Genomic DNA, 25,884 nt, shown 5'->3' on the forward strand with positions numbered 1-25,884 from the left:
ACAGGATCCAGATGAACAGCCTGCTCCGCACCCTGCGTCGCCATAGCGGCGCTATTTTCCTCGGTGCCGCTCTCACCGTCGCAAGCCCTGCCCTGGCGCTTGACGATGCGGAGAAGGAAGAGATGGGCGCGTTCATTCGCGAATATCTGATCGCCAACCCGGAGATCATGATCGAAGTGCAGCAGGCGCTGGAAACGCGTCAGCAGGCCAGCCTACAGGAGCGCGCCGGCGCGGCGATCGCAGCTTCGGCGTCAGCGCTGTTCGAAGCGCCGGGCGATGTCGCACTCGGCAATCCCGACGGCGACGTCACCATCGTCGAGTTCTTCGATTACAATTGCGGGTACTGCAAGCGCGCACATGCGGACATGAAGGCGATCATCGCGAGCGACGACAATGTGCGCGTGATCCTGAAGGAGTTCCCGATCCTCGGTCCGGACTCCATAGGCGCGCACCGCATCAGCATGGCATTTCGCGCGGTGTCGCCCGAGCAATACGGGGAGTTCCAGGATGCGCTGATGACCGGCGAGCGCGCCGACGAAGCGTCGGCCATTGCTGTTGCGGCTGAGTTGGGTGTCGAGGAAGCGGCTCTTCGCGAGAAGCTGGCCGATCCCCAGATCGATGCCCAGATCCGGCAATCCTATGAGCTTGCCGATGCGCTCGGCATCTCGGGAACGCCCTCCTATGTCATCGGCGACGAGGCGGTTTACGGTGCGATGGGAGCCGATTTCCTGATCCAGAAGATCGAGAACGTGCGCAGCTGCGACAGCGCGACCTGCTGAAGCGCACCACGAGCGCCGATTGACTATCCGAAACCGTGCAAATGGTGGCTTTGTCTGTGTCAAAAGCCTTCCGTTGCGTCACTTGGACCGTTATACCACCCGCACAAATTTGATTGCGCGCCGATGGACGACCCCACCGACGATGACAGAAGTCTCGCCGGATGCGTGACACACATCGGCCTGCCCATCGTGAGTGAAGCTGAACGTGCCAGGTACCCTGTTCGTCCTCAACGGCCCCAATCTCAATGCGCTCGGTAAGCGCGAGCCTGGCATTTATGGCGCCGTAACGCTGGCCGATATCGAGACGACCTGCCGGCAGCAGGCCGACGAGCTTGGCTGTGTGCTCGAGTTCCGACAGACGAACCATGAAGGCGTGCTGGTCGACTGGCTGCATGAGGCCGGTGAAAAGGCTGAAGGCGTCGTCATCAATCCCGGAGCCTACGGCCACACGTCGATCGCGCTCCACGACGCGATCCGTGCGATCGGCATTCCCGTCGTCGAACTGCATCTTTCCAACATCCACGCCCGCGAGGCCTTCCGCCACCGCACGATGATTGCGCCTGTCGTCAAAGGCGTCATCTGTGGCTTCGGGCCCGCAGGCTACCCGCTTGCGCTTCAGGCGCTCGTGGGCATCGTGAACCAGCAAAAGAACTGACAAGATCATGAAGAAGGGCGACAAGCCGATGGCAGACAAGAAGCCGGGCATCGATCAGGGGCTCATCCGCGATCTCGCGAACATCCTGACCGAAACGAATCTGACCGAAATCGAGGTCGAGCAGGACGATCTTCGGATCCGCGTTTCGCGCAGTCCCGCTCCCCAGTATGTTCAGGCACCGGCTGCCCAGCATGCTGCCGCACCGGCGCCTGTCGCTGCCGCGGCGCCTGCCGAGCCTGCTGCACCGGCCAAGCCCGAACACAACCCGAAGGACATCGTGTCTTCGCCGATGGTCGGCACCGCCTATTTGGCGCCCTCGCCCGGCGCGCGCCCCTTCGCCGAAGTCGGCCAGACGGTGAAAGAAGGCCAGACGATCCTGATCATCGAGGCGATGAAGACGATGAACCAGATCCCGGCGCCTAAGTCCGGCACCGTGACGGCGATTCTGATCGAAGATGGCCAGCCCGTCGAGTTCGGCGAGCCGCTCGTGACGATCCAGTAGGCCGCCCGCGATGTTTTCAAAGGTCCTCATAGCCAATCGCGGCGAAATCGCCCTTCGCGTGCTGCGCGCCTGCAAGGAACTCGGCATTCAAACGGTTGCCGTGCATTCGACGGCCGACCAGAACGCGATGCATGTGCGTCTTGCCGACGAAAGCGTCTGCATCGGCCCGCCGCCATCGCGCGACAGCTACCTGAACATCCATCAGATCGTCGCCGCCTGCGAAATCACCGGTGCGGATGCCGTCCATCCAGGCTACGGCTTCCTGTCCGAGAACGCGAAATTTGCGGAGATCCTGGAGGCGCACGGCCTCACCTTCATCGGCCCGACCTCCGAACACATCCGGATCATGGGTGACAAGATCACCGCGAAGAAGACGGCCGAAGCGCTCGGCATTCCGGTCGTGCCTGGCTCTGAAGGCGAAGTGCAGGATGATGCCGAAGCCGCCCGCATCGCCGAAGAGATCGGCTACCCGGTCTTGATCAAGGCGACGGCAGGTGGCGGCGGCCGAGGCATGAAGGTCGCGCGCACGCCCGCCGATCTCTCCGAGGCGCTGTCGACGGCACGCTCGGAGGCCGGCTCTGCGTTTGGCAACGATTCCGTCTATCTGGAAAAGTACCTCGGCAAGCCGCGGCACATCGAGATCCAGGTTCTGGGCGATGGCCAGGGCAACGCGATCCATCTCGGCGAACGTGACTGCTCGTTGCAGCGTCGTCACCAGAAGGTTTGGGAAGAGGCCAATTCGCCGGCTCTCAATGAAGAACAGCGTGCCCGCATCGGCCAGATCTGCGCCGAGGCGATGTCGAAGCTGAAATATCGCGGCGCCGGCACGATCGAGTTTCTTTACGAGAATGGCGAGTTCTATTTCATCGAGATGAACACGCGCCTGCAGGTGGAGCATCCGGTCACGGAAGCGATCACCGGCATCGATCTGGTGCATGAACAGATCCGCGTCGCCTCGGGCGGTGGTCTCTCGGTGCGTCAGGAAGACGTTCGCTTCCACGGCCATGCCATCGAGTGCCGCATCAACGCTGAAGATCCACGCACTTTCGTGCCGTCGCCGGGTACCGTGACCCATTATCACACGCCCGGCGGCCTCGGCGTGCGTGTCGATTCAGCTGTCTACCAGGGCTACGCGATCCCGCCCTATTACGACAGCCTCATCGGAAAGCTGATCGTGCATGGGCGCACGCGCGTTGAGTGCATGATGCGTCTGCGCCGCGCGCTCGACGAGTTCGTGGTCGATGGAATCAAGACGACGATCCCCCTCTTCCGGGAACTGCTCAACAATCCCGACATCGCGAATGGGGACTATGATATCCATTGGCTGGAAAAGTTTCTGAAAGAGCCTGAGTGAACTGAGGCTCTTCTCAGGTCCTGAGCAAACAGCGCCGTGCGGCTTTTTGAGACGCACGGCATTCTCTGGAGAGCAAGACGGCGATGGCGCGCGGACGGGACAGTCGGCTGGAACTGACGCCGGAGCTGCTTCTGAAGGCCTATAGCTGCGGCCTGTTTCCCATGGCCGAATCCGCAGATGACCCGACAATCTTCTGGGTCGAGCCGGAGGTGCGCGGCATCATACCGCTCGACGACTTCCATCTGCCCCGGCGCCTGGCCCGCACCCTGCGGGCTGCCCCCTTTGACATCCGCGTGAATACCGCTTTCCCGGCGGTCATCGCCGGGTGCGCCGAACCTGCGCCCGGCCGTAAATCCACCTGGATCAACGCAACGATCCGCGCGCTGTACAACGATCTCCATAGGCTCGGCCATGCGCATTCCGTCGAGGCCTGGCGGGGCGATGAGCTCGTGGGTGGGCTCTATGGTGTATCGCTCGGCGCCGCGTTCTTCGGCGAGAGCATGTTCTCGACCGCGACCGATGCGTCGAAAATCTGCCTGGTGCATCTTGTCGACCGACTCAAGCGGCGCGGGTTTCAGCTGCTCGACACGCAGTTCACAACCGACCATCTGAAGCGCTTCGGCGCTGTCGACGTACCTCGTTCGACCTATGACGGGCTTCTTGCCGACGCGCTCTCCTACCCAAATATATCCTTCTGAAACTATTGCGTTATCAGCATTTGATGAACAACGCTTTCATGGGCGGTTCAGCTTGGTGCTTTCATTGTGTTCCGACCGATCCTTGTTGGAACCAGGGACCTGTTCACACGTTTTTGACCGCAGGGACGGACAACAAAAAGGAACACGATATGTCAGTCATTCGAAAGAGGCTGCTGGCGACAGCGGCTCTTCCCCTATTGGCGGCCAGCATTGCCGCTGGCGGCGCCATTGCCGCGCCGAAGCAGGCTGCCAACGCGGCTGGCACCTCGATGCTGCTCGCTCAGGCAGAGTGCCCTCCCGGTACGGTGCCCATGGATGGCGCTTGTGTCGGCGGCGAGGCTCCTGCCCCGCAAGCTGAACCACCGGTAGAGGAAGCGCCGCAAGAGCAGCCGCCGGTTCAGGAAGCACCACCGGAAATTCCCGCCGAGCCTGCTCCCGAGCCCGAGCCCGCGCCAGCCCCGGAACCCGCTCCAGAGCCGGCTCCTCAACCTGAGCCCGCCCCGGAACCTGCTCCGGCGCCAGAACCCGCTCCAGAGCCAGCACCCGTGCCGGAAGAAGCGCCGGTGATGGAAGAGCCAGCCGTCGAAGAAGCACCCGCGCCCGAGGCAGCTCCCGTCGAAGAAGCTCCGGCTGTTGAAGAAGCTCCCGTAGAGGAAGCTCCTGTCGAGGAAGTGCCGGCAGAAGAAGCTCCGGTCGAGGAAGAACCGGCGGTTGAAGAAGCCCCTGCCGTAGAAGAGACTCCGGCCGAAGAAGCGCCTGCGGCTGAAGAAGCTCCTGTCGAGACGATGCAGGAAGAAGCTCCGGCCGTTGAAGAAGCACCCGCTGCCGAAGAAGCACCGGTAGAAGGCGAAGCCCCTGCTGCCGAAGATGTGCCGGTTCCGCAAGAAGCCCCGGTCGATGCAGCGCCGCAGACCGAAGCACCGGTCGATGCAGCCCCTGAAGCGCCTACTGTCGAACAGCCGCCTGTTGATGGCGCGCCTGTCGAAGATCCCGCTGCTGCTCCGGCACAACCGCTGCCTGGCGACGTTCCTGCCGGCGCGGAAGCTCCCGTCGACGGCACGCTCGATGCGACCGGCGGCGAACAAGGCGCGGTCGAACAGCCCGCTCCGGAAATGCTGCAGGTCGAAGACGGTGCACCGATCCTCGACAGCGCCAAGGAAGAGCCGCTCCCGGCCGAGGCAACGGTCGATCCGAATGCGGATCCGAACGCTGCCGGTGCGGATGCTGCCGTTCAGGCCCAACCTGTTCCAGCTCAGGATCCCGAGGAAGTCGAGCGTCTTCGTCAGCGCATCGAAGCTCTCGAAGCGCAGCGCAGCCAGCGCCCGACGTCGGACGCCGAAGCTCAGGCCATCGCACGGGAGTTTGCACCGCAGATCGAAGTTCAGTCGGTCATTGCCGAGCAAGGCCAGCGTATCGACGTGGTTCCGACCTATGAGCGGCCGAACAACATCACGATCATCAACCAAACGGAAAATCGTTACGTCTACGAGGTGAACAACCGCTACATCGTCGAGAACAACGACCGCGAGCGTATCGCCATCAATTCTCAGGATGTGTATTACGAAGAACTACCGCGTGGCCGTGTTCGTGAAGTCGTTCTCCGCGAAAACGGTTCGCAGATCATCACGATCCGCAACCGTTACGGCGACATCGTCCAGCGTTCGCGCGTCCGGCCGAACGGCCAGGAAGTCGTTCTGTTCTATGCTCCTGAGTACGACCAGGAAGAACAGTACGTCTACGTCGATCCGGGCACATACCTGCCGCCGCTGCAGCTCACCATTCCGGTCGATGAGTACATCTACGACTCGACCCGGGCGGATGACTACACCGACTACGTCACGTTCTTCGAGCAGCCGCCGATCGAACCCGTGACCGAGATCTATTCGGTCGAGGAAGTGAAGCGCTCGGCTCGCGTTCGTGACATCATGCCCCGCGTCGACCTCGACAACATCACGTTCGACTTCGGCAGCGCATCGATCAGCGAGAGCCAGGTTCCCGCTCTCGAAGAAATCGCGAATGCGATGATCGACATGCTGGAGACCAACGAGAGCGAGATCTTCTTGCTCGAAGGTCACACCGATGCTGTCGGCAGCGATCAGGCAAACCTTCTGCTTTCAGACCAGCGCGCCGAATCGATCGCTGTTGCCCTGACCAATGTCTTTGGGATCCCGCCGGAAAACCTGCAGACGCAGGGCTATGGCGAGCGCTTCCTGAAGGTGAACACGCAAGAGCCTGAGCAGCTGAACCGTCGCGTGACGGTCCGCCGCATCACGCCTCTGGTTCAGAGCGCCCAGGCTCAGTAAATGGGCCTCTAAAAAGCAATGACGCAAAGGGCCGCCGGATTTGCATCCGGCGGCCCTTTTTGATTCGATGTCCTGAAGGCCGATCAGCTTTCCTGTGGTGCAGGCACGTCCGATTCCATTTTGCAGGTGTCCAGCCAGACGTCGTAGACGGCATGCTCGACGGCGTTCAACGCCGGTGAATCGGCAAACATCCAACCGGTGAAAATACGTCTGATCTTGCGGTCGAGGGTGATCTCGTCGACCTCGACGAAGGTCGTCGTCTTCGGCGCTTCGGTTTCATCGCGGGTATAACAGACGCGCGGCGTCACCTGCAGCGCACCGAACTGGACCGTCTCGTTGATGTAGACGTCGAAGGTAGTGATCCGCCCGGTGATCTTGTCGATGCCCGAGAACACGGCGACGCGATTCTCGATGCGCGCAGCCTGAGCTTCAGGAATCGCGAACTGCGCAAGACCTGCGACGCCGAGCAAAGCGGTCGCGCCGCAAACGATAAGATGTTTCCTGATCGAAGATATCATGCTCGCCTGCCTTGAAGCCGCTTTCAGCTCAGCTCTGCGCCTGACGAGCGGCGAGCCGATTCATCGGTGACCTAACTGCGCATTGTGGCCAAAAGGTTTCGGCTGGTCGATCGCTCAGGACTTCGGCGTCCAGGCGTCGTAATCGCCGGTGACGCGCGGACGCTCCGTGCCGGTCAGGATCGACCCCTTCGGACGGTAAGCGGCCGACGAGCCGGTCAGGTTCGGCTTGTGCGGCTTTTGCCATGCCCGCGGCTGATAGTTTTCGTCGTTCGGCGCGATGTCGGTCCGGTGGTGCATCCAGCCATGCCACGCGGCAGGAATGCGCGATGCATCCGCAAGCCCATTATACATGACCCAGCGCCGCGTCCGGCCCTCGGAATCGGTGCCGCCCTGATAGTAGACATTGCCGAACTCATCCGTTCCCACCTCGGCGCCGTGTCGCCACGTGTGGAAGCGCGTGTTGAGCGTTGCGCCGTTCCACCAGGTGAAGAACTGCAGCAAAAATTTCTTCATGAGAAACCTCGATAAACGCCGAGCGCCCGGCTAATTTCAACAGGCGCGTTATGGCGTCAACGCGTTGCGAAGTCCATAGGCGGCGCCAATCCGATACCCATCCCGTGCCCGTTGCCGCGCGAAATCCCAACGGGCCGGCGGATCAGTTCTCGATCCTCGCCAGCTGCTCCGGGCCATGGTTTCGCGCCAGCGCCTGCAGTTCGGCTACGCGCGCGCGATAGCGATTGGCGGCGCTGCGGTCGTTGCGCTGCGAAGCGAGTGCCGCGGCCAGTTCTGCACGCTGCATCTCGCGCTGCAGCTCGGTCATCTGGACCGTGCTTCGCGCGGGCGGAGTGGCAAAGGTCGGAAACACGCCGCTACGCCGCGCACCGGCGTCAACGAAGGGCGCAGGCGTGCGGGGCTCCGGACGGTTCAGCGTGTCATTGATGGCCGCAAAGCTCGGGTTGTAGTTCGGCGCACTCGGGTCGCTCGATGTGCACGCTGCAAGCCCCGCACAGAGGACCAGAGGGATCCACCGCAAATGTTTCGTCATACGTCCATCCTGCCGCCACACTCCGCCGCATGCTGACCGCACCGGTCGCATGACGGGCCGACACATCGAATCCCATCGTCTTATTTCTCTTACAATGAAGCGCTTCGGTATAGTAGGCTTTGGGAACAAGCCGTTAAGGCGACGCGCAATCCAAGCGCAGCATGAGGGAGGATGGCCATGACAAAGGCGTCTGGCAGCGACAAGCCGTCGACCGGCGACGCGAACGCAATAGAGCCTTATATCGTCAAGGATCCCGAGGCGTTCGCGCGCAACCTCGCGCGCATGCTCGAAGAACTGGGTCGTGCTGCCGCAGCCTGGGTCGCGCCGCGGGAGAGCGGCGAGAAAACCGACACCATTTCAGAGCCTTATGCCGACATGGTGAAAACCTTTGCGAAGGTTTCCGAGTATTGGCTTTCCGATCCCTCGCGCGCGATCGAAGCGCAGACGCATCTTCTCACGTCCTATTTCTCGATCTGGAATGCGTCGATCCAGCGCCTCTCGGGCGCAGACGCGCCACCGGCCACGCCGGCTGCACATGTCGGCGACAAACGCTTTGCCGACAAGGATTGGAACGACAACGCCTTCTTCGATTTCCTGCGCGGTGCCTATTGGGTGACATCTGACTGGGCCGAGAAGCTGATCGTCGATGCCGAAGGTCTTGACCCGCACCTCAAGCACAAGGCGCAGTTCTACACGCGCCAGATCATCGATGCGCTTTCGCCGAGCAATTTCCTTCTGACCAATCCGGAGCTCTACCGCGAGACCGTGGCAGAGAACGGGGAGAACCTCGTGCGCGGCATGCGGATGCTGGCCGAGGACATCGCCGCCGGCAAGGGCGACCTGAAGCTCCGCCAATCGGATGCGTCGAAGTTTAAGGTTGGCGAAAACCTGGCAACGACGCCCGGCAAGGTGATCGCGCAAAGCGATGTCTGCCAAGTCATCCAATACGAGCCGACGACGGAGAAGGTGCTGAAGCGCCCTCTTCTCATCTGCCCGCCGTGGATCAACAAGTTCTACATCCTCGACCTCAACCCGCAGAAGTCCTTCATCGCCTGGGCGGTGGCGCAGGGTCACACGGTCTTCGTGATTTCCTGGGTGAACCCGGACGAACGCCATCGCGACATGGACTGGGAGTCCTATGCGCGCGACGGCATCGGATTTGCGATCGACGCTGCCGAGCAGGCGACGGGCGAAACCGGCGTCAACGCCATCGGCTACTGTGTCGGCGGCACGCTTCTGGCGGCCACACTGGCACTCCATGCCAAGGAAAAGGACACGCGGATCAAATCGGTGACCTTCCTGACGACGCAGGTCGATTTCACCCATGCGGGCGACCTCAAGGTGTTCGTCGACGAAGACCAGATCGAGGCGATCGAAGCCGGCATGGAGAAATCCGGTTTCCTCGAGGGCTCCAAGATGTCGACTGCCTTCAACATGCTCCGCTCTTCGGATTTGATCTGGCCTTACGTCGTCAACAACTACCTGAAGGGCAAGGATCCGATGCCCTTCGACCTGCTCTACTGGAATTCCGATTCGACGCGAATGCCCTGCGCCAACCATTCGTTCTACTTGCGCAACTGCTATCTCGAGAACAAGCTTTCCATGGGGAAGATGGAGCTAGCAGGGCATCGTCTGTCGCTGAAGGACGTTCGGATACCGGTCTACAATTTGGCGACGAAGGAAGACCACATTGCGCCAGCGAAATCCGTCTTCATCGGCAGCCAGTTCTTCGGCGGCGACGTCCACTACGTGCTGTCGGGCTCCGGCCACATTGCCGGCGTGGTCAATCCGCCCGACAAGAAGAAGTACCAGTTCTGGACCGGTGGACCGCCGGTCGGCGCCTTCGAGGATTGGGTTCAAACTGCGGAGGAGCATCCGGGATCGTGGTGGCCGCACTGGCAACAATGGCTCACGGCGCTCGACGGTATGGACGCCACCGTGGACGCCAAGTCGCGCAAACCCGGGGGCAGGAAGCTTAAGCCTATCGAGGATGCACCGGGCTCCTACGTTCGCGCCAGAGCCTGACGTCTCGATGAAGTTCAAGACGCCCCTCGTGCCGGCGACGCTGGTCAGCCGATACAAGCGCTTTCTGTTCGACGCCGTCCTCGATGACGGCACGAAAATCACGGGCTCCTGCCCCAATACGGGGTCGATGTGGGGCCTCACGACGCCGGGCTCGCGGATCTGGCTTTCCGAGCACAACAGCCCCACCCGCAAATATCGTCACTGCCTGGAACTGGTCGAAGCCGACGGCACCATCGTCGGCATCAATACGGGCCTGCCCAACCGGCTTGCAGAAGAAGCGATCGGTGCAGGGCTGATCTCGAACCTTGGCGACTACGCCCTGCTGAAGCGCGAACAGAAATACGGCCAAGCCTCGCGCATCGACATTCTGCTCGAGGACCCGCAGCTCGGCCGGGCCTATGTCGAAGTCAAGAACGTGCACATGACGCGCGTGAACGGACTGTTTGAGTTTCCCGACAGCGTGACCGCTCGCGGCGCCAAGCATCTGGACGAGCTTGGCGACATGGTCGAAGCGGGGCACCGTGCGGTCATGCTGTTTCTCGTCCAGCGCAGCGATGGATTCCGATTGAAGCTTTGTCGCGATCTCGATCCCAATTATGCTGCGGCTTTCGACCGCGCCGTGGGGCGCGGGGTTGAAGCTTTTGCCGTTCGATGCGACATCACTTCAGAAGAAATTCGTCCTGTGGATCTCATCGTGATCGACGAGCCCGGGATGATGGTCCGCGAGGACCGGCTCCTGAAAACCGGACATCCATAGATGGTCAGCTACATCGCCGCAGAATTGGCGCCACAAAAAAACAACGGACAGATCCGCCTCTACGGAGAAGATGGCTTCGAAGGGATGCGCAAGGCCTGCCAGCTGACCGCACAGTGCCTGGACGCACTGGCGCCGATGGTCGTGCCCGGTGTCACCACCGATGCGATCGACAAGTTCGTCTTCGAATTCGGCCGCGATCACGGCGCCCTGCCCGCCACAATGAATTATCGCGGCTATACCAAATCGTCCTGCACCTCGATCAATCACGTCGTCTGTCACGGCATTCCGAACGACAAGCCGCTGCGCGACGGTGACATCGTCAATATCGACGTGACGCTCGTCGTCGATGGATGGCATGGCGATTCAAGCCGCATGTACCCGGTCGGCCAGATCAAGCGGGCCGCCGAGCGACTGCTCGAAGTCACGCACGAATCGATGATGCGCGGCATCGCGGCGGTGAAGCCCGGCGCACGCACCGGGGCGATCGGCGAAGCGATCCAGACCTACGCAGAGGCCGAGCGCTGCTCGGTCGTTCGCGATTTCTGCGGCCACGGGCTCGGTCGTCTTTTTCACGATGCGCCCAACATTCTGCACTATGGCCGCGCGAATGAAGGCCCGGAAATGCGGCCCGGCATGATCTTCACGATCGAACCGATGATCAATCTGGGCAAGCCGCATGTGAAGGTGCTGGCCGATGGCTGGACAGCAGTAACGCGCGACCGCTCGCTTTCAGCCCAATACGAACACACGGTCGGTGTAACCGAGACAGGCTGCGAGATCTTCACGCTCTCGCCTGGCGGTCTCGACCGCCCCGGCCTGCCTGGCTGACGCGGCACGGCGGGGACGTTCGTCATGGCATCGATCACAGAGCCGGACGATGAGCAGCACGCCGACGAACGCGCCTTTTTCGCGGTAGGCCCGGTCCAGCCGCCCCGTGCCACGAAGGCGTCGCCGGCGCACTACCATGGGCACCGAGACCGGCTGCGCGACCGCTTTCGAGACAATGGTGTCCAGGGGCTTGCAGATTACGAGCTTCTGGAGCTTCTGCTCTTTCGAATACTGCCCAGACGCGACACAAAACCAATCGCAAAGGCGCTTATCGCGCGGTTCGGGTCCTTGTCGGAGGTCCTCGGCGCACCGCCGCATCTGCTCAGCGAGATCGACGGTATCGGCGAGGCGGCGGCGCTCGATCTGAAAGTGGTGGCGGCGGTCGGTCAGCGCATGTTGAAAGGCGAGATCGCGGCGCGCCAGGTGCTGGCTTCCTGGCAGCAGGTCATCGACTATTGCCATGCCGCCATGGCGTTCGAGACGCGGGAGCAGTTTCGAATCCTGTTCCTCGACAAGAAGAACGTCCTGATAGCAGACGAAGTGCAGCAGACCGGCACGGTCGATCACACGCCTGTCTATCCCCGCGAAGTGATGCGCCGGGCGCTGGAGCTTTCGGCCAGTGCGTTGATCCTCGTCCACAATCATCCATCGGGCGATCCGACACCATCGCGGGCCGATATCGACATGACGCACACCATCGTGGAGACCGGAAAGCCGCTCGGCATCGTCGTACATGACCACATCATCATCGGTCGACAGGGCCATGCGAGCCTGCGGGGCCTGCAGCTGATGTAAGAGGCCGGCTTCCCTTTCAGCTCAGCTGATCGAGGAAGCGCCGGCTGTCGCGCCTGATGGCATCGATCTTGTCCTCGCCCATTTGGTCGAGACTTTTCATGATCACGCCCATGCGGTGATTCTTCTGGAACGCGGCACGGTTGCGCAGCAGGAAATCCCAATAGAGATAGTTGAAGGGACAGGCCTTCTCGCCGTTCTTCTTCTTCACATCGTAGCGGCAGTTGCCGCAATAGTCCGACATCCGGTCGATATAGGCGCCGGAGGCAGCATAGGGCTTGGAGGCAAAGAAGCCGCCATCGGCATAGAGGATCATGCCGACGACGTTCGGCATCTCCACCCATTCATAGGCGTCGTGGTAGACGAGCAGGTACCATTCCTGCACTTCCTTCGGGTCGAGGCCCGCGAGCAGGCAGAAATTGCCGATGACCATCAGGCGCTGAATGTGATGGGCATAGGCATTGGCCTTGGTCTCGCCGATCGACTGCTTCAGGCAGTTCATCTCGGTTTTCGCCGTCCAGAAGAAGTCGGGCAGCTTCTTGTCAGCCGACAAGGCGTTTGAGCCGGCATAGTCCGGCATCTTCAGCCAGTAGATCCCGCGGATGAATTCGCGCCATCCGATGACTTGGCGGATGAAGCCTTCCGCCGCGTTGATCGGCACAGCCCCGTCGCGCCAGGCTTCTTCCACGCGGTCGCAGCATTCACGTGGTGAAAGCAACCCGCAATTGATGAGACCTGACAGGTTCGAATGAAAGAGCAACGGCTCGCCCTGGCGCATGGCGTCCTGATAGGTGCCGAAATTCGGCAATGCTGTTTCGATGAACCAGTCGAGATAGTGAAGCGCCTGCCGGCGCGTGACGGGATAGTCGAACGGCTCGAGATCACCAAAATTGTCTTCGAACTGCTCCGCGACGAGCGCCAGAACTTTCCTCGTCTCGTCATCGACTGCGTAGGTCGGCCGCTTCGGCGCCTTCAGATCGGCTGGCAGCTTCTCCCGGTTGTCGTGGTCGAAGTTCCACTTCCCACCTTCCGGTGCGTCGCCGTCCATCAGATAGCCGGTCAAGCGGCGCATCTCGCGGTAAAAATACTCCATCCGCAGCGATTTCGGGTTCTCGCCCGCCCATTCCTTGAACCGCTTGTGAGAGCAGAAGAAGCGCGCGTCGGGAAGCACCGTTAAAGGCAAGCCTACCCCATCGCGCCACTCTTTCTGCATCATCAGCACGCGGTGCTCCGCGGCCTCGGTCATCACGACCGCTTCAGGTGCATGCTCGTCGATCGCGCGCTTCAGCGCATCCTCTAGCGACGCGACGCCCTCGTCGAATCGCATGTAGTGGACGGTGAAGCCGGCGCCCTCCAGATCGCGTGCGAAATGGCGCATGGCGGAGAATAGAAAGGCGATCTTCTTCTTGTGATGGCGCACATAGCTTGCCTCGGCGCCCACTTCCGCAATCAAGATGACGTCGCGATCCTTGTCGGCTCCGTCCAGCGCAGACAGGTCGCGGCTCAGTTGATCGCCAAGGACAAATCTGAGCGTTCCGCCCGTGCGGTCTTTCGTTTGCGCCACTGTGGTCTCAGCCCTTCATCCGTTCGATGTCCGGCACATAGCGCGCTGCAAGCATTGAAAAAGGCCGCCCGCGTTTTGCGGACGGCCTCTTGTCGAACTTAGAGATCCGAAGAGAGGATCAGGCCTCTTCGGCGTCGTCCTTTTTGGCTGCCTTCTTCTTGGCGGGCTTCTTCTCGCCCTCGTCGGCGGCAGCCGTCTCGTCCTTCTTGGCAGCCTTCTTCTTGGCCGGCTTCTTTTCGGAAGCTTCGGCCTTGCTGCCCTTCTCGTCCTCTTCTTCAGCCATCAGCTCTTCCTTGCTGACGGTCTTATCGGTGACGTCGGCTTCGGAAAGCAGGTGATCTATGACCTTTTCCTCGAAAATCGGCGCGCGCAGCGATGCGGCTGCACCCGGGGTCTTCTGGAAGTATTCCATGATCTGGCGTTCCTGGCCGGGGAACTGGCGAACCTGCTCATAGAGGGCCCGCTGCATTTCCTCGTCGGCAACCTTCACGCCGGCCTTTTCGCCGATCTCGGAAAGAACCAGACCAAGGCGTACGCGGCGTTCGGCAAGCTTGCGATACTCTTCGCGTGCTGCTTCCTCAGTCGTATCCTCGTCTTCGAAGCTCTTGCCGGATTGTTCGAGATCACGGGTGATCTGCGTCCAGATGTTGTTGAACTCGGCATCGACCAGCGTCTCGGGTGTGTCGAACTGGTAGAGTTCGTCGAGCTGGTCGAGGATCTGACGCTTCACCTTCTGGCGGGTCATCTGGCCGTACTGGCTCTCGATCTGACCGCGAACGACTTCGCGCAGCTTCTCGGCCGATTCGAGGCCCAGCTTCTTGGCCAGTTCGTCATCGATCGTCAGTTCGGCGGCAGCGGCGACGTCCTTGACCTTGATGTCGAAGGTGGCTTCCTTGCCGGCGAGGTTTGCGGCCGGGTAATCATCCGGGAACGATACGGTGATCGTCTTCTCGTCGCCGGCCTTCACGCCGATCAGCTGCTCTTCGAAGCCGGGAATGAAGCGCTTAGAGCCGATGACCAGTTCGGCATCGTCGTCCTTGCCGCCATCGAAGGGCTCGCCGTCGATCTTGCCGAGATAGTCGATCGTCACGCGATCGCCGTCGGCAGCCTTGCCCTTCTTGGTCTCGTAGGTCTTGGCGTTCTCGGCGATGCGGAGCACTTGCTCCTCGACTTCCTCATCCGGAATGTCGACGACTTCGCGCGTGACCGTGAGCTTGGAATCGCCCTTGAGTTCGATCGCCGGGATGACTTCGTAGGCCAGCGAGAACTCGAAGTCCTTCTTGGCATCGAGGATCTCGTTGGCTTCCGCCTCGTCCTCGGTCATCTTGATTTCAGGCTGCGTGGCGGAGCGCTCGCCGCGCTCGGTCAGAATCGCGCCCGGCTTGTCGCGGATGATCTCGTTGACGAGATCGGCCATGAACGACTTGCCGTACATCTTCTTGAGATGCGACATCGGCACCTTGCCGGGGCGGAAGCCGTTCAGACGGACCTTGTTCTTGGCATCGGCCAGGCGCTCATTGAGCTTCTGCTCCATCTCCTGCGCGGGCACGACGACTTTGATCTCGCGCTTCAGGCCTTCGGCCAGGGTCTCGGTTACCTGCATCGTTCACCTTCTTGATAGTTCTTGGCAGCGCTCTCGCGACGTCGTCGAGGAGCGCTGAACCGGAATTCAAATTGCCGGAAGCGGCGTTCAATTCTGTCTGGTGCGGGTGGAGGGACTTGAACCCCCACGGCTTTCGCCACCAGAACCTAAATCTGGCGTGTCTACCAATTCCACCACACCCGCTCTGCTCGCCAGATCAACACTCAAGGCATAGCGGGCCAGCCTTGAACGCGCGTCTCTATATCACCCGTTCTGGAGGGTTCAAAGGAAAAATGGGGTATTTGGCGCCGCCATTCCGCTCTTTTAGCATCGACGCAAGATCGAATGGAACCTTCGCCCAACGAGCGCGTTCATGCACCGTGTTCGCCTCGGCGAGCGAGCGGCCCGCTCTTGAAACGCTGGGATCGCCTCCTCACATTGCGGACGCAAGGCCGGCCAAAAGCTGACGTGTGATAGAGTTGCGTAAGGTGCATGGCTTCCATGCAGATATTGCACTGCACAAATCGGATCGGCCGCCTTATGTTGAAGTCATCGAACGGCGCAATTGAGCGCCTCGGTCGAGGGTCGCCCGTAAGGCGGCAAAGAATTCGGAGCGGCAAACTCCTCCTCCCATTGCCTCTCCGATATGATGGATGGTTCTCCTCCTCCCAACCATTCATCGCCACAAATGACGCCCGCTGGATCCTCCTCCCCCAGCGGGCGTTATTTTTTCCGACTCTCTCATATAAATCATCTGATGTGCTTCGCCTCGCTTTCGCCAGTTGGCGGCGGCGGGCAATGTCGTGCGTCATCCGGTGCTCCATCGGCCTGGGCGCGGATGCACGTGCAAATGAATCAAATCTTAACGATCTGATCCGGTCTGCAGCCAGCGCATAGCCATGATGCTTATTTCGCACTGCACAAATTGGCCTATCGCACCTATCTTCAGTCCAACGAGATCGGGCCGCTCAAGAGCATGCCTGGGAAATACGAAGGACATGAAGATGAACGTAGCACGCACTTTCAACAACTGGCGCAAGTACCGTCAGACCCGCAACGAACTGGCCCGTATGTCGGATCGCGAACTCAGCGACATCGGTGTAAACCGCGCTGACATCGCGCGCATCGCTCGCCAGGCGATCTAATCAAGAAATTCGGCCGGACACACTCCTCCTCCCAGTGTCAGGCCGAGCGATCGGCGGCCCTCCTCCTCCCAGCTGCCGATCAAACAAAGTGCGCCCGCCGGATCTCCTCCCCCGGCGGGCGCTCTTGTTTTGAGCGACGTGATCCAAATTGCGGTCCCGGACCGAACAGAGCGAGCATCATGAGCCTTACGGAGTCCTTTCGACGCTGGCGCCAATACCGCATCGCCTGCACCGATCTGCAGCAGATGACGAGCCGTGAGCTCGAAGATCTCGGCCTCACCCGCCGCGATATTCCGATCGTGGCGCGGACCGCCGTCAAGTAGCGCTCAAGCGGCTGGCAAATGCCTCAAAAATCGGCATTCGAATGCAGCCGCTTCGGATCGATCTCAGCGGTGTTCGGCCCGCATGGCTGGCCTTGGACATTGGCGCTACTAGAGATCGCCGATCGGCAGTAGAAGCAGCACCAAGAGACGGCCCATTCGCCGCCACATCCCAGTCAGGTTCAGTTCCATGCTTACGCTCAACAATGCCCGGTCGTGGCTCAGCCGCCGCCGCACCATGAACACGCTTCGCGGCCTTTCCAACGAGACGCTCGAAGACATCGGTCTGACGCGTTTCGACGTTGCTCGCAGCGCACGCCAGGCGCGCTAAAACGCCCCGTTGGCCTTGCCGCGCCGGAATGATATGACGCGCGCATGACAGATACAGCAGGTCACACACAGCCCGTTCACGTGATCGGCGGGGGACTCGCCGGCTCGGAAGCCGCCTGGCAAATAGCGCAGGCAGGCATTCCCGTCGTCCTCCACGAGATGCGGCCGATCCGCGGAACCGATGCCCACCTCACCGACGGTCTCGCCGAGCTCGTCTGCTCGAACTCGTTTCGATCGGACGATGCGGAGACGAACGCCGTCGGCGTCCTGCATGCCGAAATGCGGCTTGCCGGTTCGCTCATCATGGCATGCGGCGACCGCAATCAGGTGCCCGCGGGCGGCGCGCTCGCCGTCGACCGCGTCGGCTTTTCCGACGCCGTCACGAAGGCACTCAAAGAACATCCCCTCGTCACCATCGAGCGCGAGGAAGTGACCGGCCTGCCGCCCGCCGAGTGGGGACGGACGATCATCGCCACGGGCCCGCTGACGGCGCCCTCGCTTGCCGAATCGATCGGAGCCGTGACAGGCGCGGATGCGCTCGCCTTCTTCGATGCGATCGCGCCCATCGTCCACGCCGATTCGATCGACATGGACATCTGCTGGTATCAGTCACGCTACGACAAGGTCGGCCCCGGCGGCACGGGCAAGGACTATATCAACTGCCCGATGACGGAAGCGGAATACAACGCCTTCGTCGACGCATTGCTTGCCGGCGACAAGACGAGCTTCAAGGATTGGGAAGGCACGCCCTATTTCGATGGCTGCCTGCCGATCGAAGTGATGGCCGAGCGCGGCCGCGAAACGCTTCGCCATGGGCCGATGAAGCCGATGGGCCTGACCAACGCGCACAAGCCGACCGAAAAGGCTTATGCTGTCGTCCAGCTGCGCCAGGACAATGCTCTCGGTACGCTCTTCAACATGGTCGGCTTCCAGACAAAGCTGAAATATGGCGCACAGACCGAGATCTTCCGGATGATACCCGGGCTGCAGAATGCCGAATTCGCCCGTCTCGGTGGCCTGCATCGCAACACCTATCTCAACTCGCCGGTGTTGCTCGACGCGACGCTGCGCCTGAAGGCGCGTTCGGACATCCGCTTCGCCGGACAGATCACGGGCTGCGAAGGCTATGTCGAATCGGCCGCAATCGGTCTCCTGGCCGGCCGCTTCGCTGCAGCGGAGGCCAAGGGCCTTGCGCCCGCCGTGCCGCCTGCGACGTCCGCGTTCGGCTCGCTGCTGGGTCACATTACGGGTGGCCATATCGTTTCCGACGATGAGCCGGGCAAGCGGTCGTTCCAGCCGATGAACGTCAATTTCGGTCTGTTCCCGCCACTCGACCCGGGAGCGATCGTGCGGCCGGAGGGCGTGAAGCGCTTTCGCGGCAAGGACAAGACGATCGCCAAAAAGCGCGCCATGGCGCATCGCGCGCTCGCCGATTGTGCCGCCTGGCTTGGCGACAGCGATTTTCGTCAAGCCGCCGAGTAGCTGCGGAACCTGGCCCTTCGCTCAGCGCTGGGCAGGGCCGTCGCTGCTCCAGTCAGACAGCCTGAACAAGAGAACGCCGCCGATGGTTACGAGCGACGGCTCGTCGAACCGATCGAAGGTGACGTAGTTCGGCTGAATGCTGATCTGGCGCGCTTGGCTCGACAGCTTGATCTCGGCTGCTTCGGACGGGGTCCCGTCTTCCATCTCCAACAGGGTGTCGACCGGGACGTCGAAGACGACCGTTTCGCCTCCGATGCTGAGCGTCAGGGAGTTGTCCCGCAGGCTGATCGACAGCGGCTGCGACAGCCCCGGCACGGACCAGTTGCGCGCGGTCGTTCCGCGGTATGCAGAGAAATCGACGATCAGGATGTCGTAGTCATCCGTGGCGATGACACCCGATGTCTGGAACGATCGGCTGAACTGGCCTGCTTCGCCCGTGGTTCGGAGTGTCGGGTCAAGGCCATAGGCGACCGCGATACGGCGTGAAAGGCCCGTGCCCGCCTCGGCAGAACTCGGCAGAGCCTCGGGCTCGACCGCGCCGAGCCCGCCTGCGACTTCGAGATAACCGAGAATGTCGAGTGCTTCGGCGTTCTCTTCCGGCGTGAAGGGCGGATCGGCGACCATCGCACGAAACCGCTCGCTCTGGCTTTCGATCGAGATGCTGACCGCACCCTGGGGCCCGAAGGACGTGACGAGAAGCGCCAGAACGGGAAGTGCCGCGATGACCCGGATGTCGCCGCGCAGGCTCGGACGCAGTTGAGCGAGAAGGGTGGCCGCCGTCACCACTCCGAAAAGCACCAGCAGATAACGATCCGGCGTTACGCCATAGACCGAGATGCGCTGCCAGGTTGCCAGCAGCAGAAGGAGCAGCGGCACGGGCAGCATGACGGGCCACCAGCGCAGGAGCAGTCGCGTCGGCGGCCGGGCGCTGGAGAGGAACGGGTGGATGACCATCAGCGCTGCAAACAGACAGACGCCGAAGGTGAGCACGAGCCAGCCTACCTGGCCTGCCGGCCAGTCACCCGACAGGATGATGGTCGCGGCATAGATGTGCAGGAGCACGGCGTAGATGATCAGCAGTGGTGCGGCCACGTAATCGCCGAGCACCTGCATGCCGCGCCGAACGGGAATTGGAGCGTCTTCCGGTGTGTCGAAATCAGTCGCCGCGGGCAATTGGCCAAGCGCAAACAAGGGCGCTGCAAAGCAGCCGACTGTCGCCCAGACATGGCCATAGACCTGCTCCGGGACCGCGATGCCGAAGAGGTAGGTAAGGCTCGCGAGGATTGCGGAGAAGCCGCCGGCAAAGAGGAGCAGGGCGAGAAGCCCCAGCAAGCCGGCGAACAGGAAACGCACCACGAACAGCCAGAAGCTTTCGCTGCTCCCGCGCTGCAGGAATGGGCCGACAAGGACCAGCCCCGCGAGTGCGACGACGAATGTCTGCTCGTACAGACGAACGGCTTCTTTCCACTCGATCAGACAGAAGGCGAGAAGCGCGGCCGAGCCGGTGAGCAGCAGTTCGGGTAGTCGCCCCAATCGCCGCGACTGTAGCGAGAGACAGACAGCCAGCGCCGCTATGGTAGCGACCGTCAGCGGATAGGCGAAACCGCGGTCGCCCCAGAACAGCGGCCACCATTCGCCAACACGGCCATTCGCCTCGATGGTGATGAGCACCAGAAGCAGCGCCACGACTGGAAAACGCCGCAGCGCTTTGAGCGTGCCATCGAACATCTCGCCGATCACGCTGCCCCAGCCCTTGCGCGGGCCGGTCGAAGACTGGTTCTGTTCGACTGATGTCACGGAGCTACGCCCTGCCCCGGCAGGCCCGGCGTTCCGATGTGATCAGGGTTTCGGCGCAAATACTCTTCCTTCAGTTCGAGCGACCCCTGACGCGAGCAGTCGTGGCTCCAGCCTGGCGGCGCGAACAGGTATCCGAGCCTCTGGCGCAAGGTCAGCCCGGGGCGTGCGGCATCCTTGAACATGTCGATCCATTCGTGAAATGCGAGCCGGATCGGATTGAAGGTGCCGACATTGCGGACGATCCCATAGCGCGGCTGGTCGCTATCCAGTTCCGGCACAAACGTGCCGAACATGCGATCCCAGATAATCAGGCAACCGGCATAGTTGGCGTCCAGGTACCGCGGATTGGTCGCGTGGTGCACGCGATGATGAGATGGCGTGTTGAAGATCCATTCGATCGGCCGCCACATCTTCCCGATCGTCTCGGTGTGGATCCAGAACTGATAGACGAGGTTCAGCCCGCCGACGAACAGGATGACGAGCGGATGGAAGCCGATCAGCACCAGCGGCAGCCGCAGGATGAACATGCCCGTGAAGGTGCCGGTCCAACTCTGGCGAAGCGCGGTAGAGAGATTGTAGTGCTGCGAGGAATGGTGGATCACGTGCTCCGCCCAGACCCAGCGGGAACGATGGGCGATGCGGTGATACGAGTAGTAGCGCAGATCATCGAGCACGAAGCAGAGCGCGATGGCCCACCAGGACGTGCCGAAATCGAAGATGCGATAGTCCCACGCCCAGATCAGAACGCCGAAAGACACGAAACCGAGCAGCAGACCGGAGACGACATTGCCGGTGCCGAGCAGCAGGCTCGCCAGCGTATCGCGCGTTTCGAAGGCACCGCGCCGCTTGAACCGACGGATCAGCACGATTTCGATGAGCATCGCGCCGATGAACAGCGGGATGGCGAGTTGCGTGACATCCGGAAAATCAGGCATCGCCATTCTCTCCGCGGGACGGCCGCTCTTCATCCCTGGCAGCAATCAGGGCTCCGATGAGCCATAGCGACACTTCGGCGGCGTCTTCCGCCGTTGCGAACACGAAAACGCCGCCCTTGAAGGTGGTTTCCTTGAAATCGATCGCGAGCGAGCGCGCTTCCGGCCCTGCCGACACATGCACGGCGCCTCCCTGCAGCAGGCGTGCAATCGTGTGACGTCCGTGTGCCTGAACGAAGCCCGTCTGCTGGTCGGCAAGGCGCAGGAACGCAGCGCGTCGATCCGCGGTCAGCACGACGTCGCGGATAGGAAGAGCCGGGTACGCCTTGCCGAATTCGACGATCGCGGCGCCGGCATCATCCAGCAATGCCTGTGCGGAGCCGCCTGAGCGATGAACCGTCAGGACCACGAGCACGATACCGCCTATCACAATGGCAACGAGCAGACCGAGACTCACTGCAACCGCCTCCCAAGAGCGTGAATACGCACCAGCCTTGCAACCAGCTCCCCCTGCCGGTCAAGCTGTCAATGAACGGCCCGATGATCAAGCACGTTCGTTGCGGCCGCTTTGTCGTGGTTAGAAACGACTTGTGGCGGCAGCCCGGAGCAACCTGAGCTGTCGCCGCCACTGGGGTGGCTGTATGCTCGAAAGGTCCTCGATCGTCTTGCCGGATCGCGCCGCACGATCAAGGATCGGAGCCACGAGCGCAATCGGCAGGAAGGCGGCGAACAGGTCCCTGTCCATCCGTTTCGCGGCGCTGCGTGCCCGCTCGAGATGATCGCGTCCATAGGCGACGAGGGCTGCAATCACCGATCCTTCGTGGTGCCGCTCACCCAGAAACGATTCGGCATCGGTGCCGCATGCCGAGAGAATATCGCCCGGCACCAGCAGCTGGCCGCGTGCATGGTGGATGGGCAGCAGGAGCAGCGTGCCGGCGACCACCTGTGCAACGCCTGCATGGCCTGCTGCTTCCGCAGCACTCGTTGCCCGCTCTCCACCCAAAATCACCGCCACGAGTTGGATGACCGTCGCTGCCGTCTCACCGGCATAGGCTTCGAAGCCTGCGCGGTCCGGCATGGGATCATCGTAAAGATCGAAGAGGCGGGCTTCGATGAAACGATCGAAGGCACCGCGTGGCAGGCGGTGTCGGTCGATCGTAGCCAGCAGCGCCTCGGCACCCGGGTGGCCTGCTGCGGCGCTCGTACCCGAACCGGTGATCACATCGCGCCACCACTGCAGACGCACTTCGCCGGCCAATGGCTCACGTACGAGGTCGCGAACGCGCGCGATCTCCGCGTTGAACAGGTAGAGCGAAGCGAGCGCACCGCGGACCGAAGCCGGTGAAAGCAGGCAGGCGAGATAGCGATCCCGATCGAGCTCGCGCAGCTCAGCGAGGCAGTATGCTTCGTGTTGCGTCAGCGTGCCGTCGGCCTCGCGATCCATGGGGGATCAAACGACGATCAAGGCAGCGGCGACAGCGCGCGATTCGGCCAGCATGACATTGTAGGTCCGCACGGCCGCACCTGTGCTCATGGGGTCGGACGTCATGCCGGCTGCCCGAAACGCGGCCTTCAGCTCCTTGGGGAGAGGTCGGATTTCGCGGCCCGTGCCGACCAGCAACACCTCGATGTCGCCGGCTTCCGCCAGCACCCGCTCGAAGAGCTCGACATCCAGTGCCGCGCCCTCCTCCGCCGACCAGCCGTGAATGCCCGACGGCAGGCACAGCAGCGATCCGCGATGCGACATGTCGGCAAACCGGAAGCCCCCGTCCCCATATGCGTCGATGGGCGCGCGTCCCGGAAAGTGCGCTTCGCGAATGACGATGCCTTTCGCCATGGGCTCAGGCCGTTCCAGGACGCTGATCGATCGCACCCTCGGTCGTGCTGCCACGCTCATTGCCATCGTCGAGCGACAGCGCGCCCGGACGAAGGTTGAAAAGCACGAGCATCGGACCGGCGATGAAGATCGACGAGTAAGTACCGACGACGATACCGATGATCATTGCCAGCGTGAACGAGGCAATGACTTCACCGCCGAACAGGTAGAGCGCCGTCAAGGCCAGCAGCGTCGTGATGCCGGTGAGCACAGTTCGCGAAAGCGTCTGGTTCATCGACAGATCCAGAAGCTCGATCAACGGCATCTTCTTGTAGCGCCGCAGATTCTCACGCACGCGGTCGTAGACGACCACGGTATCGTTGATCGAATAGCCAACGATCGTGAGGATGGCCGCGATACTCGTCAGATTGAATTCGATGCCGAAGAGCACGAAGAACCCGATCATCAGGATCACGTCATGCAGGGTCGAGGCGATGGCGCCCAGGCCAAAGTGCCATTCAAACCGCAGCCAGATATAGACGAGCATCGCCGCCATCGCGGCAAGAACGCCGATCGTGCCGGCCAGTGCCAGTTCCGACGAAACCGTTGGCCCGACCACTTCAACACGCCGGATCTCGTAGTCGGATGCCAGTTCCTGCTGTGCGGCAGTGACGTTGGCCTGCGTCGTCACGTCGTCCTCGGCAGAGCCGATGCGGACGAGCAGATCGCTTTCGGAACCGAATTCCTGAACCTGGACCTCGCCGATCTGCAGGCTGCCGAGCCTGTTGCGGACATCGGCGACATCGGCGACACCCGACTGGGCGCGCACTTCGATGCTCGACCCGCCAAGAAAGTCGATGCCGTAGTTCAGGCCCATGGCGAAGAACATGGCGATCGCGGCGATCGACGAGACGATCGAGAAGCCGAAAGCAGCCTTGCGCCAGCGCATGAAGCCGATCTTCGTATCCGGCGGCACCAGCGTGACCATGCCCTTCGGCATTTCCTTCGGCTTAGCACGACGCAGCCAGAACGCGATCAGCCAGCGGGTGAGCGTGAAGGCGGTGAAGACGGTGGTCACGATGCCGATCGCAAGCGTGATGGCGAAGCCGCGAACCGGGCCGGAGCCGAGATAGAACAGGATCACGGCGGCGATCAGCGTGGTCATATTGGCGTCGAGAACCGTAGCCATGGCGCGGGAAAAGCCCGCATCGAGCGACTGAACAAGGCTGCGTCCCTGTCTGCGCTCTTCCTTGACGCGCTCATAGATGATGACGTTGGAATCGACCGCCATGCCCATGGTGAGGATGATGCCGGCGATGCCCGGCAAGGTGAGCGTCGCACCGAGGAATGTCAGGATCGCGATGATGAGTGCGACGTTGGCGACAAGCGCGATGTTGGCGATGATGCCGAGCTGGCCGTAGGCAACGATCATGAACACCACGACCAGCAGTCCGCCGATGATCGAGGCGAACTGACCAGCCGCGATGGAATCGGCACCGAGACCCGGACCGACTGCGCGTTCTTCAACGACGGTCAGATCCGCCGGCAACGCACCGGCGCGCAGGAGGATGGCGAGGTCATTGGCCGTCTGCGGTGTGAAGCTGCCGGAAATCTGGCCAGAACCACCGAGGATAGGTTCGTTGATGACAGGTGCGGAGATGACCTGGTTGTCGAGCACGATCGCGAAAGGACGGCCGACATTCTGCTGCGTCGCCGCGCCGAATGCCTGCGCGCCGCGCGAATCGAAGCGGAACGTCACGATCGGCTCATTGGTGCGCTGATCGAAACCGGCCTGTGAGTCGGTCAGGCTTTCGCCCGAAACGAGCTCGCGGATCTCGACGAGATAAGGCTGATCGCCTTCGACGGACTGGAGCACTTCCGATGTGGCCGGCGGCCGCCCGTTGATCGCTTCCTGCACGGGGATGGACGTATCGACCATGCGGAACGACAGTCGAGCGGTCTGACCGATCAGATCCTTGACGCGCTGCGGATCGGCCTCGCCCGGAACCTGCACGAGCACTCGGTTGGAGCCCTGGCGCTGGATGGTCGGCTCAGTCGTGCCGAGTTCGTCGATACGGCGGCGAACCACTTCGACCGACTGCGCGACTGCCGACGACATGCGGTAGTCGATCCCGGAATCAGTGAGCCCGATGTTGAGGACGCCCGTTTCCGGCTCGTTGATCGCGACTTCGCTCACCGTTCCGCCGCCAAACAGGCCGGAATTGACCGGCGCCGTCAGCGGCTGCAGAGCCGTGCGTGCTGCAGCCAGTTGCTCGGCATCACGGATGCGAACGCGGACCGACGTGTCGGAGCGCACGAGACCGGTATAGCCGATGCCGGCTTCGCGCAGATACTGCCTGACGTCGCTCTCGACGGTGCGCAGACGCTCTTCGACGATGTCGTCGCGATCGATCTCGAGAAGGAGATGGACGCCACCCTGCAGATCGAGGCCCAGTGTCATCTGCCGCTTGGGCAGCCAATCGGGGAGACCCGCCAGCCGTTCCTGCGAGACCAGGTTCGGTGCCGCGACGACGACGCCGGCGAGAACCACGAGCCAGATCAGGATGGTTTTCCAGCGGGCGAAATACAGCATGGCGAGGTGCTTCCAATTGGATTGCGGACCGATGGCTCCATCGGTCCGCGGTCTATGCGCCCCCTCT

Annotated in this window: 25 protein-coding genes and 1 tRNA gene; 14 read left to right on the forward strand and 12 right to left on the reverse strand. The window is 61.9% G+C overall.

Annotation, left to right across the window (positions count from 1 at the left end; translation table 11 throughout):
* Positions 1-11: 11 nt before the first annotated feature.
* From D5400_RS13480 to D5400_RS21730, 6 genes are all read left to right on the forward strand, one after another.
* The gene (locus D5400_RS13480; protein WP_126010487.1) at positions 12-779 is read left to right on the forward strand and encodes a DsbA family protein; all 768 of its coding nucleotides are present in this window, start codon (positions 12-14) and stop codon (positions 777-779) included.
* 205 nt (positions 780-984) lie between these two features.
* Positions 985-1,434: a type II 3-dehydroquinate dehydratase gene (aroQ, locus tag D5400_RS13485; protein ID WP_126010488.1), complete on the forward strand. Its 450-nt coding sequence runs from the start codon at positions 985-987 to the stop codon at positions 1,432-1,434.
* Between the two features lie 28 nt (positions 1,435-1,462).
* Positions 1,463-1,936, forward strand: a complete 474-nt coding sequence (gene accB, locus D5400_RS13490; protein WP_126013268.1) for an acetyl-CoA carboxylase biotin carboxyl carrier protein — start codon at positions 1,463-1,465, stop codon at positions 1,934-1,936.
* Positions 1,937-1,946: 10 nt separating this feature from the next.
* A complete protein-coding gene (gene accC, locus D5400_RS13495; protein ID WP_126010489.1) occupies positions 1,947-3,290 on the forward strand; it encodes an acetyl-CoA carboxylase biotin carboxylase subunit in 1,344 nt (447 codons plus the stop codon).
* Between the two features lie 83 nt (positions 3,291-3,373).
* Positions 3,374-3,988, forward strand: a complete 615-nt coding sequence (aat, locus tag D5400_RS13500) for a leucyl/phenylalanyl-tRNA--protein transferase (RefSeq protein ID WP_126010490.1) — start codon at positions 3,374-3,376, stop codon at positions 3,986-3,988.
* Between the two features lie 149 nt (positions 3,989-4,137).
* On the forward strand, positions 4,138-6,291 hold the full coding sequence (locus tag D5400_RS21730; RefSeq protein WP_164527893.1) for an OmpA family protein: 2,154 nt from the start codon (positions 4,138-4,140) through the stop codon (positions 6,289-6,291).
* 83 nt (positions 6,292-6,374) lie between these two features.
* On the opposite strand, the gene D5400_RS13510 is transcribed toward D5400_RS21730, so the two are convergent.
* From D5400_RS13510 to D5400_RS13520, 3 genes are all read right to left on the reverse strand, one after another.
* The gene (locus D5400_RS13510; protein WP_126010491.1) at positions 6,375-6,809 is read right to left on the reverse strand and encodes a DUF2155 domain-containing protein; all 435 of its coding nucleotides are present in this window, start codon (positions 6,807-6,809) and stop codon (positions 6,375-6,377) included.
* A 114-nt stretch (positions 6,810-6,923) separates the two neighbouring features.
* Positions 6,924-7,322, reverse strand: coding sequence for an NADH:ubiquinone oxidoreductase subunit NDUFA12 (locus tag D5400_RS13515; protein WP_126010492.1), 399 nt, complete (start codon positions 7,320-7,322; stop codon positions 6,924-6,926).
* A 142-nt stretch (positions 7,323-7,464) separates the two neighbouring features.
* The gene (locus tag D5400_RS13520) at positions 7,465-7,854 is read right to left on the reverse strand and encodes a hypothetical protein (RefSeq protein WP_126010493.1); all 390 of its coding nucleotides are present in this window, start codon (positions 7,852-7,854) and stop codon (positions 7,465-7,467) included.
* A 171-nt stretch (positions 7,855-8,025) separates the two neighbouring features.
* On the opposite strand from D5400_RS13520, the gene D5400_RS13525 reads away from it, so the two are divergent.
* Genes D5400_RS13525 through radC form a run of 4 tightly spaced genes read left to right on the forward strand, consistent with a single transcriptional unit; the run spans position 8,026 to position 12,259 of the window.
* Positions 8,026-9,879, forward strand: coding sequence for a PHA/PHB synthase family protein (locus tag D5400_RS13525; protein WP_126010494.1), 1,854 nt, complete (start codon positions 8,026-8,028; stop codon positions 9,877-9,879).
* Positions 9,880-9,886: 7 nt separating this feature from the next.
* Positions 9,887-10,636, forward strand: a complete 750-nt coding sequence (gene sfsA / locus D5400_RS13530) for a DNA/RNA nuclease SfsA (RefSeq protein ID WP_126010495.1) — start codon at positions 9,887-9,889, stop codon at positions 10,634-10,636.
* A complete protein-coding gene (gene map, locus D5400_RS13535) occupies positions 10,637-11,464 on the forward strand; it encodes a type I methionyl aminopeptidase (protein ID WP_126010496.1) in 828 nt (275 codons plus the stop codon). It begins immediately after the preceding gene.
* Positions 11,465-11,488: 24 nt separating this feature from the next.
* Positions 11,489-12,259, forward strand: a complete 771-nt coding sequence (gene radC / locus D5400_RS13540; RefSeq protein ID WP_126010497.1) for a RadC family protein — start codon at positions 11,489-11,491, stop codon at positions 12,257-12,259.
* A 16-nt stretch (positions 12,260-12,275) separates the two neighbouring features.
* Here radC and D5400_RS13545 read toward each other — a convergent pair whose 3' ends face one another.
* From D5400_RS13545 to D5400_RS13555, 3 genes are all read right to left on the reverse strand, one after another.
* Entirely contained in the window at positions 12,276-13,820 is a 1,545-nt protein-coding gene (locus D5400_RS13545; RefSeq protein ID WP_126010498.1) for a cryptochrome/photolyase family protein, read from the reverse strand.
* Between the two features lie 118 nt (positions 13,821-13,938).
* On the reverse strand, positions 13,939-15,423 hold the full coding sequence (tig, locus tag D5400_RS13550) for a trigger factor (protein WP_126010499.1): 1,485 nt from the start codon (positions 15,421-15,423) through the stop codon (positions 13,939-13,941).
* A gap of 98 nt (positions 15,424-15,521) precedes the next feature.
* Positions 15,522-15,606 (reverse strand) — tRNA-Leu (locus D5400_RS13555).
* A gap of 800 nt (positions 15,607-16,406) precedes the next feature.
* On the opposite strand from D5400_RS13555, the gene D5400_RS13560 reads away from it, so the two are divergent.
* The 4 genes from D5400_RS13560 to trmFO all read left to right on the forward strand — a co-directional run bounded on the left by D5400_RS13560 (position 16,407) and on the right by trmFO (position 18,679).
* Positions 16,407-16,547: a DUF1127 domain-containing protein gene (locus D5400_RS13560; RefSeq protein ID WP_126010500.1), complete on the forward strand. Its 141-nt coding sequence runs from the start codon at positions 16,407-16,409 to the stop codon at positions 16,545-16,547.
* A 179-nt stretch (positions 16,548-16,726) separates the two neighbouring features.
* The gene (locus D5400_RS13565; RefSeq protein ID WP_126010501.1) at positions 16,727-16,870 is read left to right on the forward strand and encodes a DUF1127 domain-containing protein; all 144 of its coding nucleotides are present in this window, start codon (positions 16,727-16,729) and stop codon (positions 16,868-16,870) included.
* Between the two features lie 187 nt (positions 16,871-17,057).
* Positions 17,058-17,198: a YjiS-like domain-containing protein gene (locus D5400_RS13570; protein ID WP_126010502.1), complete on the forward strand. Its 141-nt coding sequence runs from the start codon at positions 17,058-17,060 to the stop codon at positions 17,196-17,198.
* 44 nt (positions 17,199-17,242) lie between these two features.
* Positions 17,243-18,679: a methylenetetrahydrofolate--tRNA-(uracil(54)-C(5))-methyltransferase (FADH(2)-oxidizing) TrmFO gene (trmFO, locus tag D5400_RS13575; protein WP_126010503.1), complete on the forward strand. Its 1,437-nt coding sequence runs from the start codon at positions 17,243-17,245 to the stop codon at positions 18,677-18,679.
* A gap of 21 nt (positions 18,680-18,700) precedes the next feature.
* Here trmFO and D5400_RS13580 read toward each other — a convergent pair whose 3' ends face one another.
* The 6 genes from D5400_RS13580 to secDF form a co-directional block, all read right to left on the reverse strand.
* Positions 18,701-20,476: a DUF4153 domain-containing protein gene (locus D5400_RS13580; RefSeq protein ID WP_126010504.1), complete on the reverse strand. Its 1,776-nt coding sequence runs from the start codon at positions 20,474-20,476 to the stop codon at positions 18,701-18,703.
* Positions 20,473-21,417: a sterol desaturase family protein gene (locus D5400_RS13585; RefSeq protein WP_126010505.1), complete on the reverse strand. Its 945-nt coding sequence runs from the start codon at positions 21,415-21,417 to the stop codon at positions 20,473-20,475. Before D5400_RS13585 ends, D5400_RS13580 begins: the two co-directional genes overlap by 4 nt.
* Positions 21,404-21,865 carry a hypothetical protein gene (locus D5400_RS13590; protein WP_126010506.1) on the reverse strand — a complete coding sequence of 154 codons (462 nt, stop codon included), beginning with the start codon at positions 21,863-21,865 and terminating at the stop codon, positions 21,404-21,406. The genes D5400_RS13585 and D5400_RS13590 overlap by 14 nt, the downstream gene beginning before the upstream one ends.
* A 120-nt stretch (positions 21,866-21,985) precedes the next feature.
* Positions 21,986-22,852: a phytoene/squalene synthase family protein gene (locus D5400_RS13595; protein ID WP_126010507.1), complete on the reverse strand. Its 867-nt coding sequence runs from the start codon at positions 22,850-22,852 to the stop codon at positions 21,986-21,988.
* Positions 22,853-22,858: 6 nt separating this feature from the next.
* Positions 22,859-23,245, reverse strand: coding sequence for an Mth938-like domain-containing protein (locus D5400_RS13600; protein ID WP_126010508.1), 387 nt, complete (start codon positions 23,243-23,245; stop codon positions 22,859-22,861).
* A gap of 4 nt (positions 23,246-23,249) precedes the next feature.
* On the reverse strand, positions 23,250-25,817 hold the full coding sequence (gene secDF / locus D5400_RS13605; protein WP_126010509.1) for a protein translocase subunit SecDF: 2,568 nt from the start codon (positions 25,815-25,817) through the stop codon (positions 23,250-23,252).
* Positions 25,818-25,884 lie beyond the last annotated feature (67 nt).

Source organism: Georhizobium profundi, assembly GCF_003952725.1.
Lineage (GTDB): Bacteria > Pseudomonadota > Alphaproteobacteria > Rhizobiales > Rhizobiaceae > Georhizobium > Georhizobium profundi.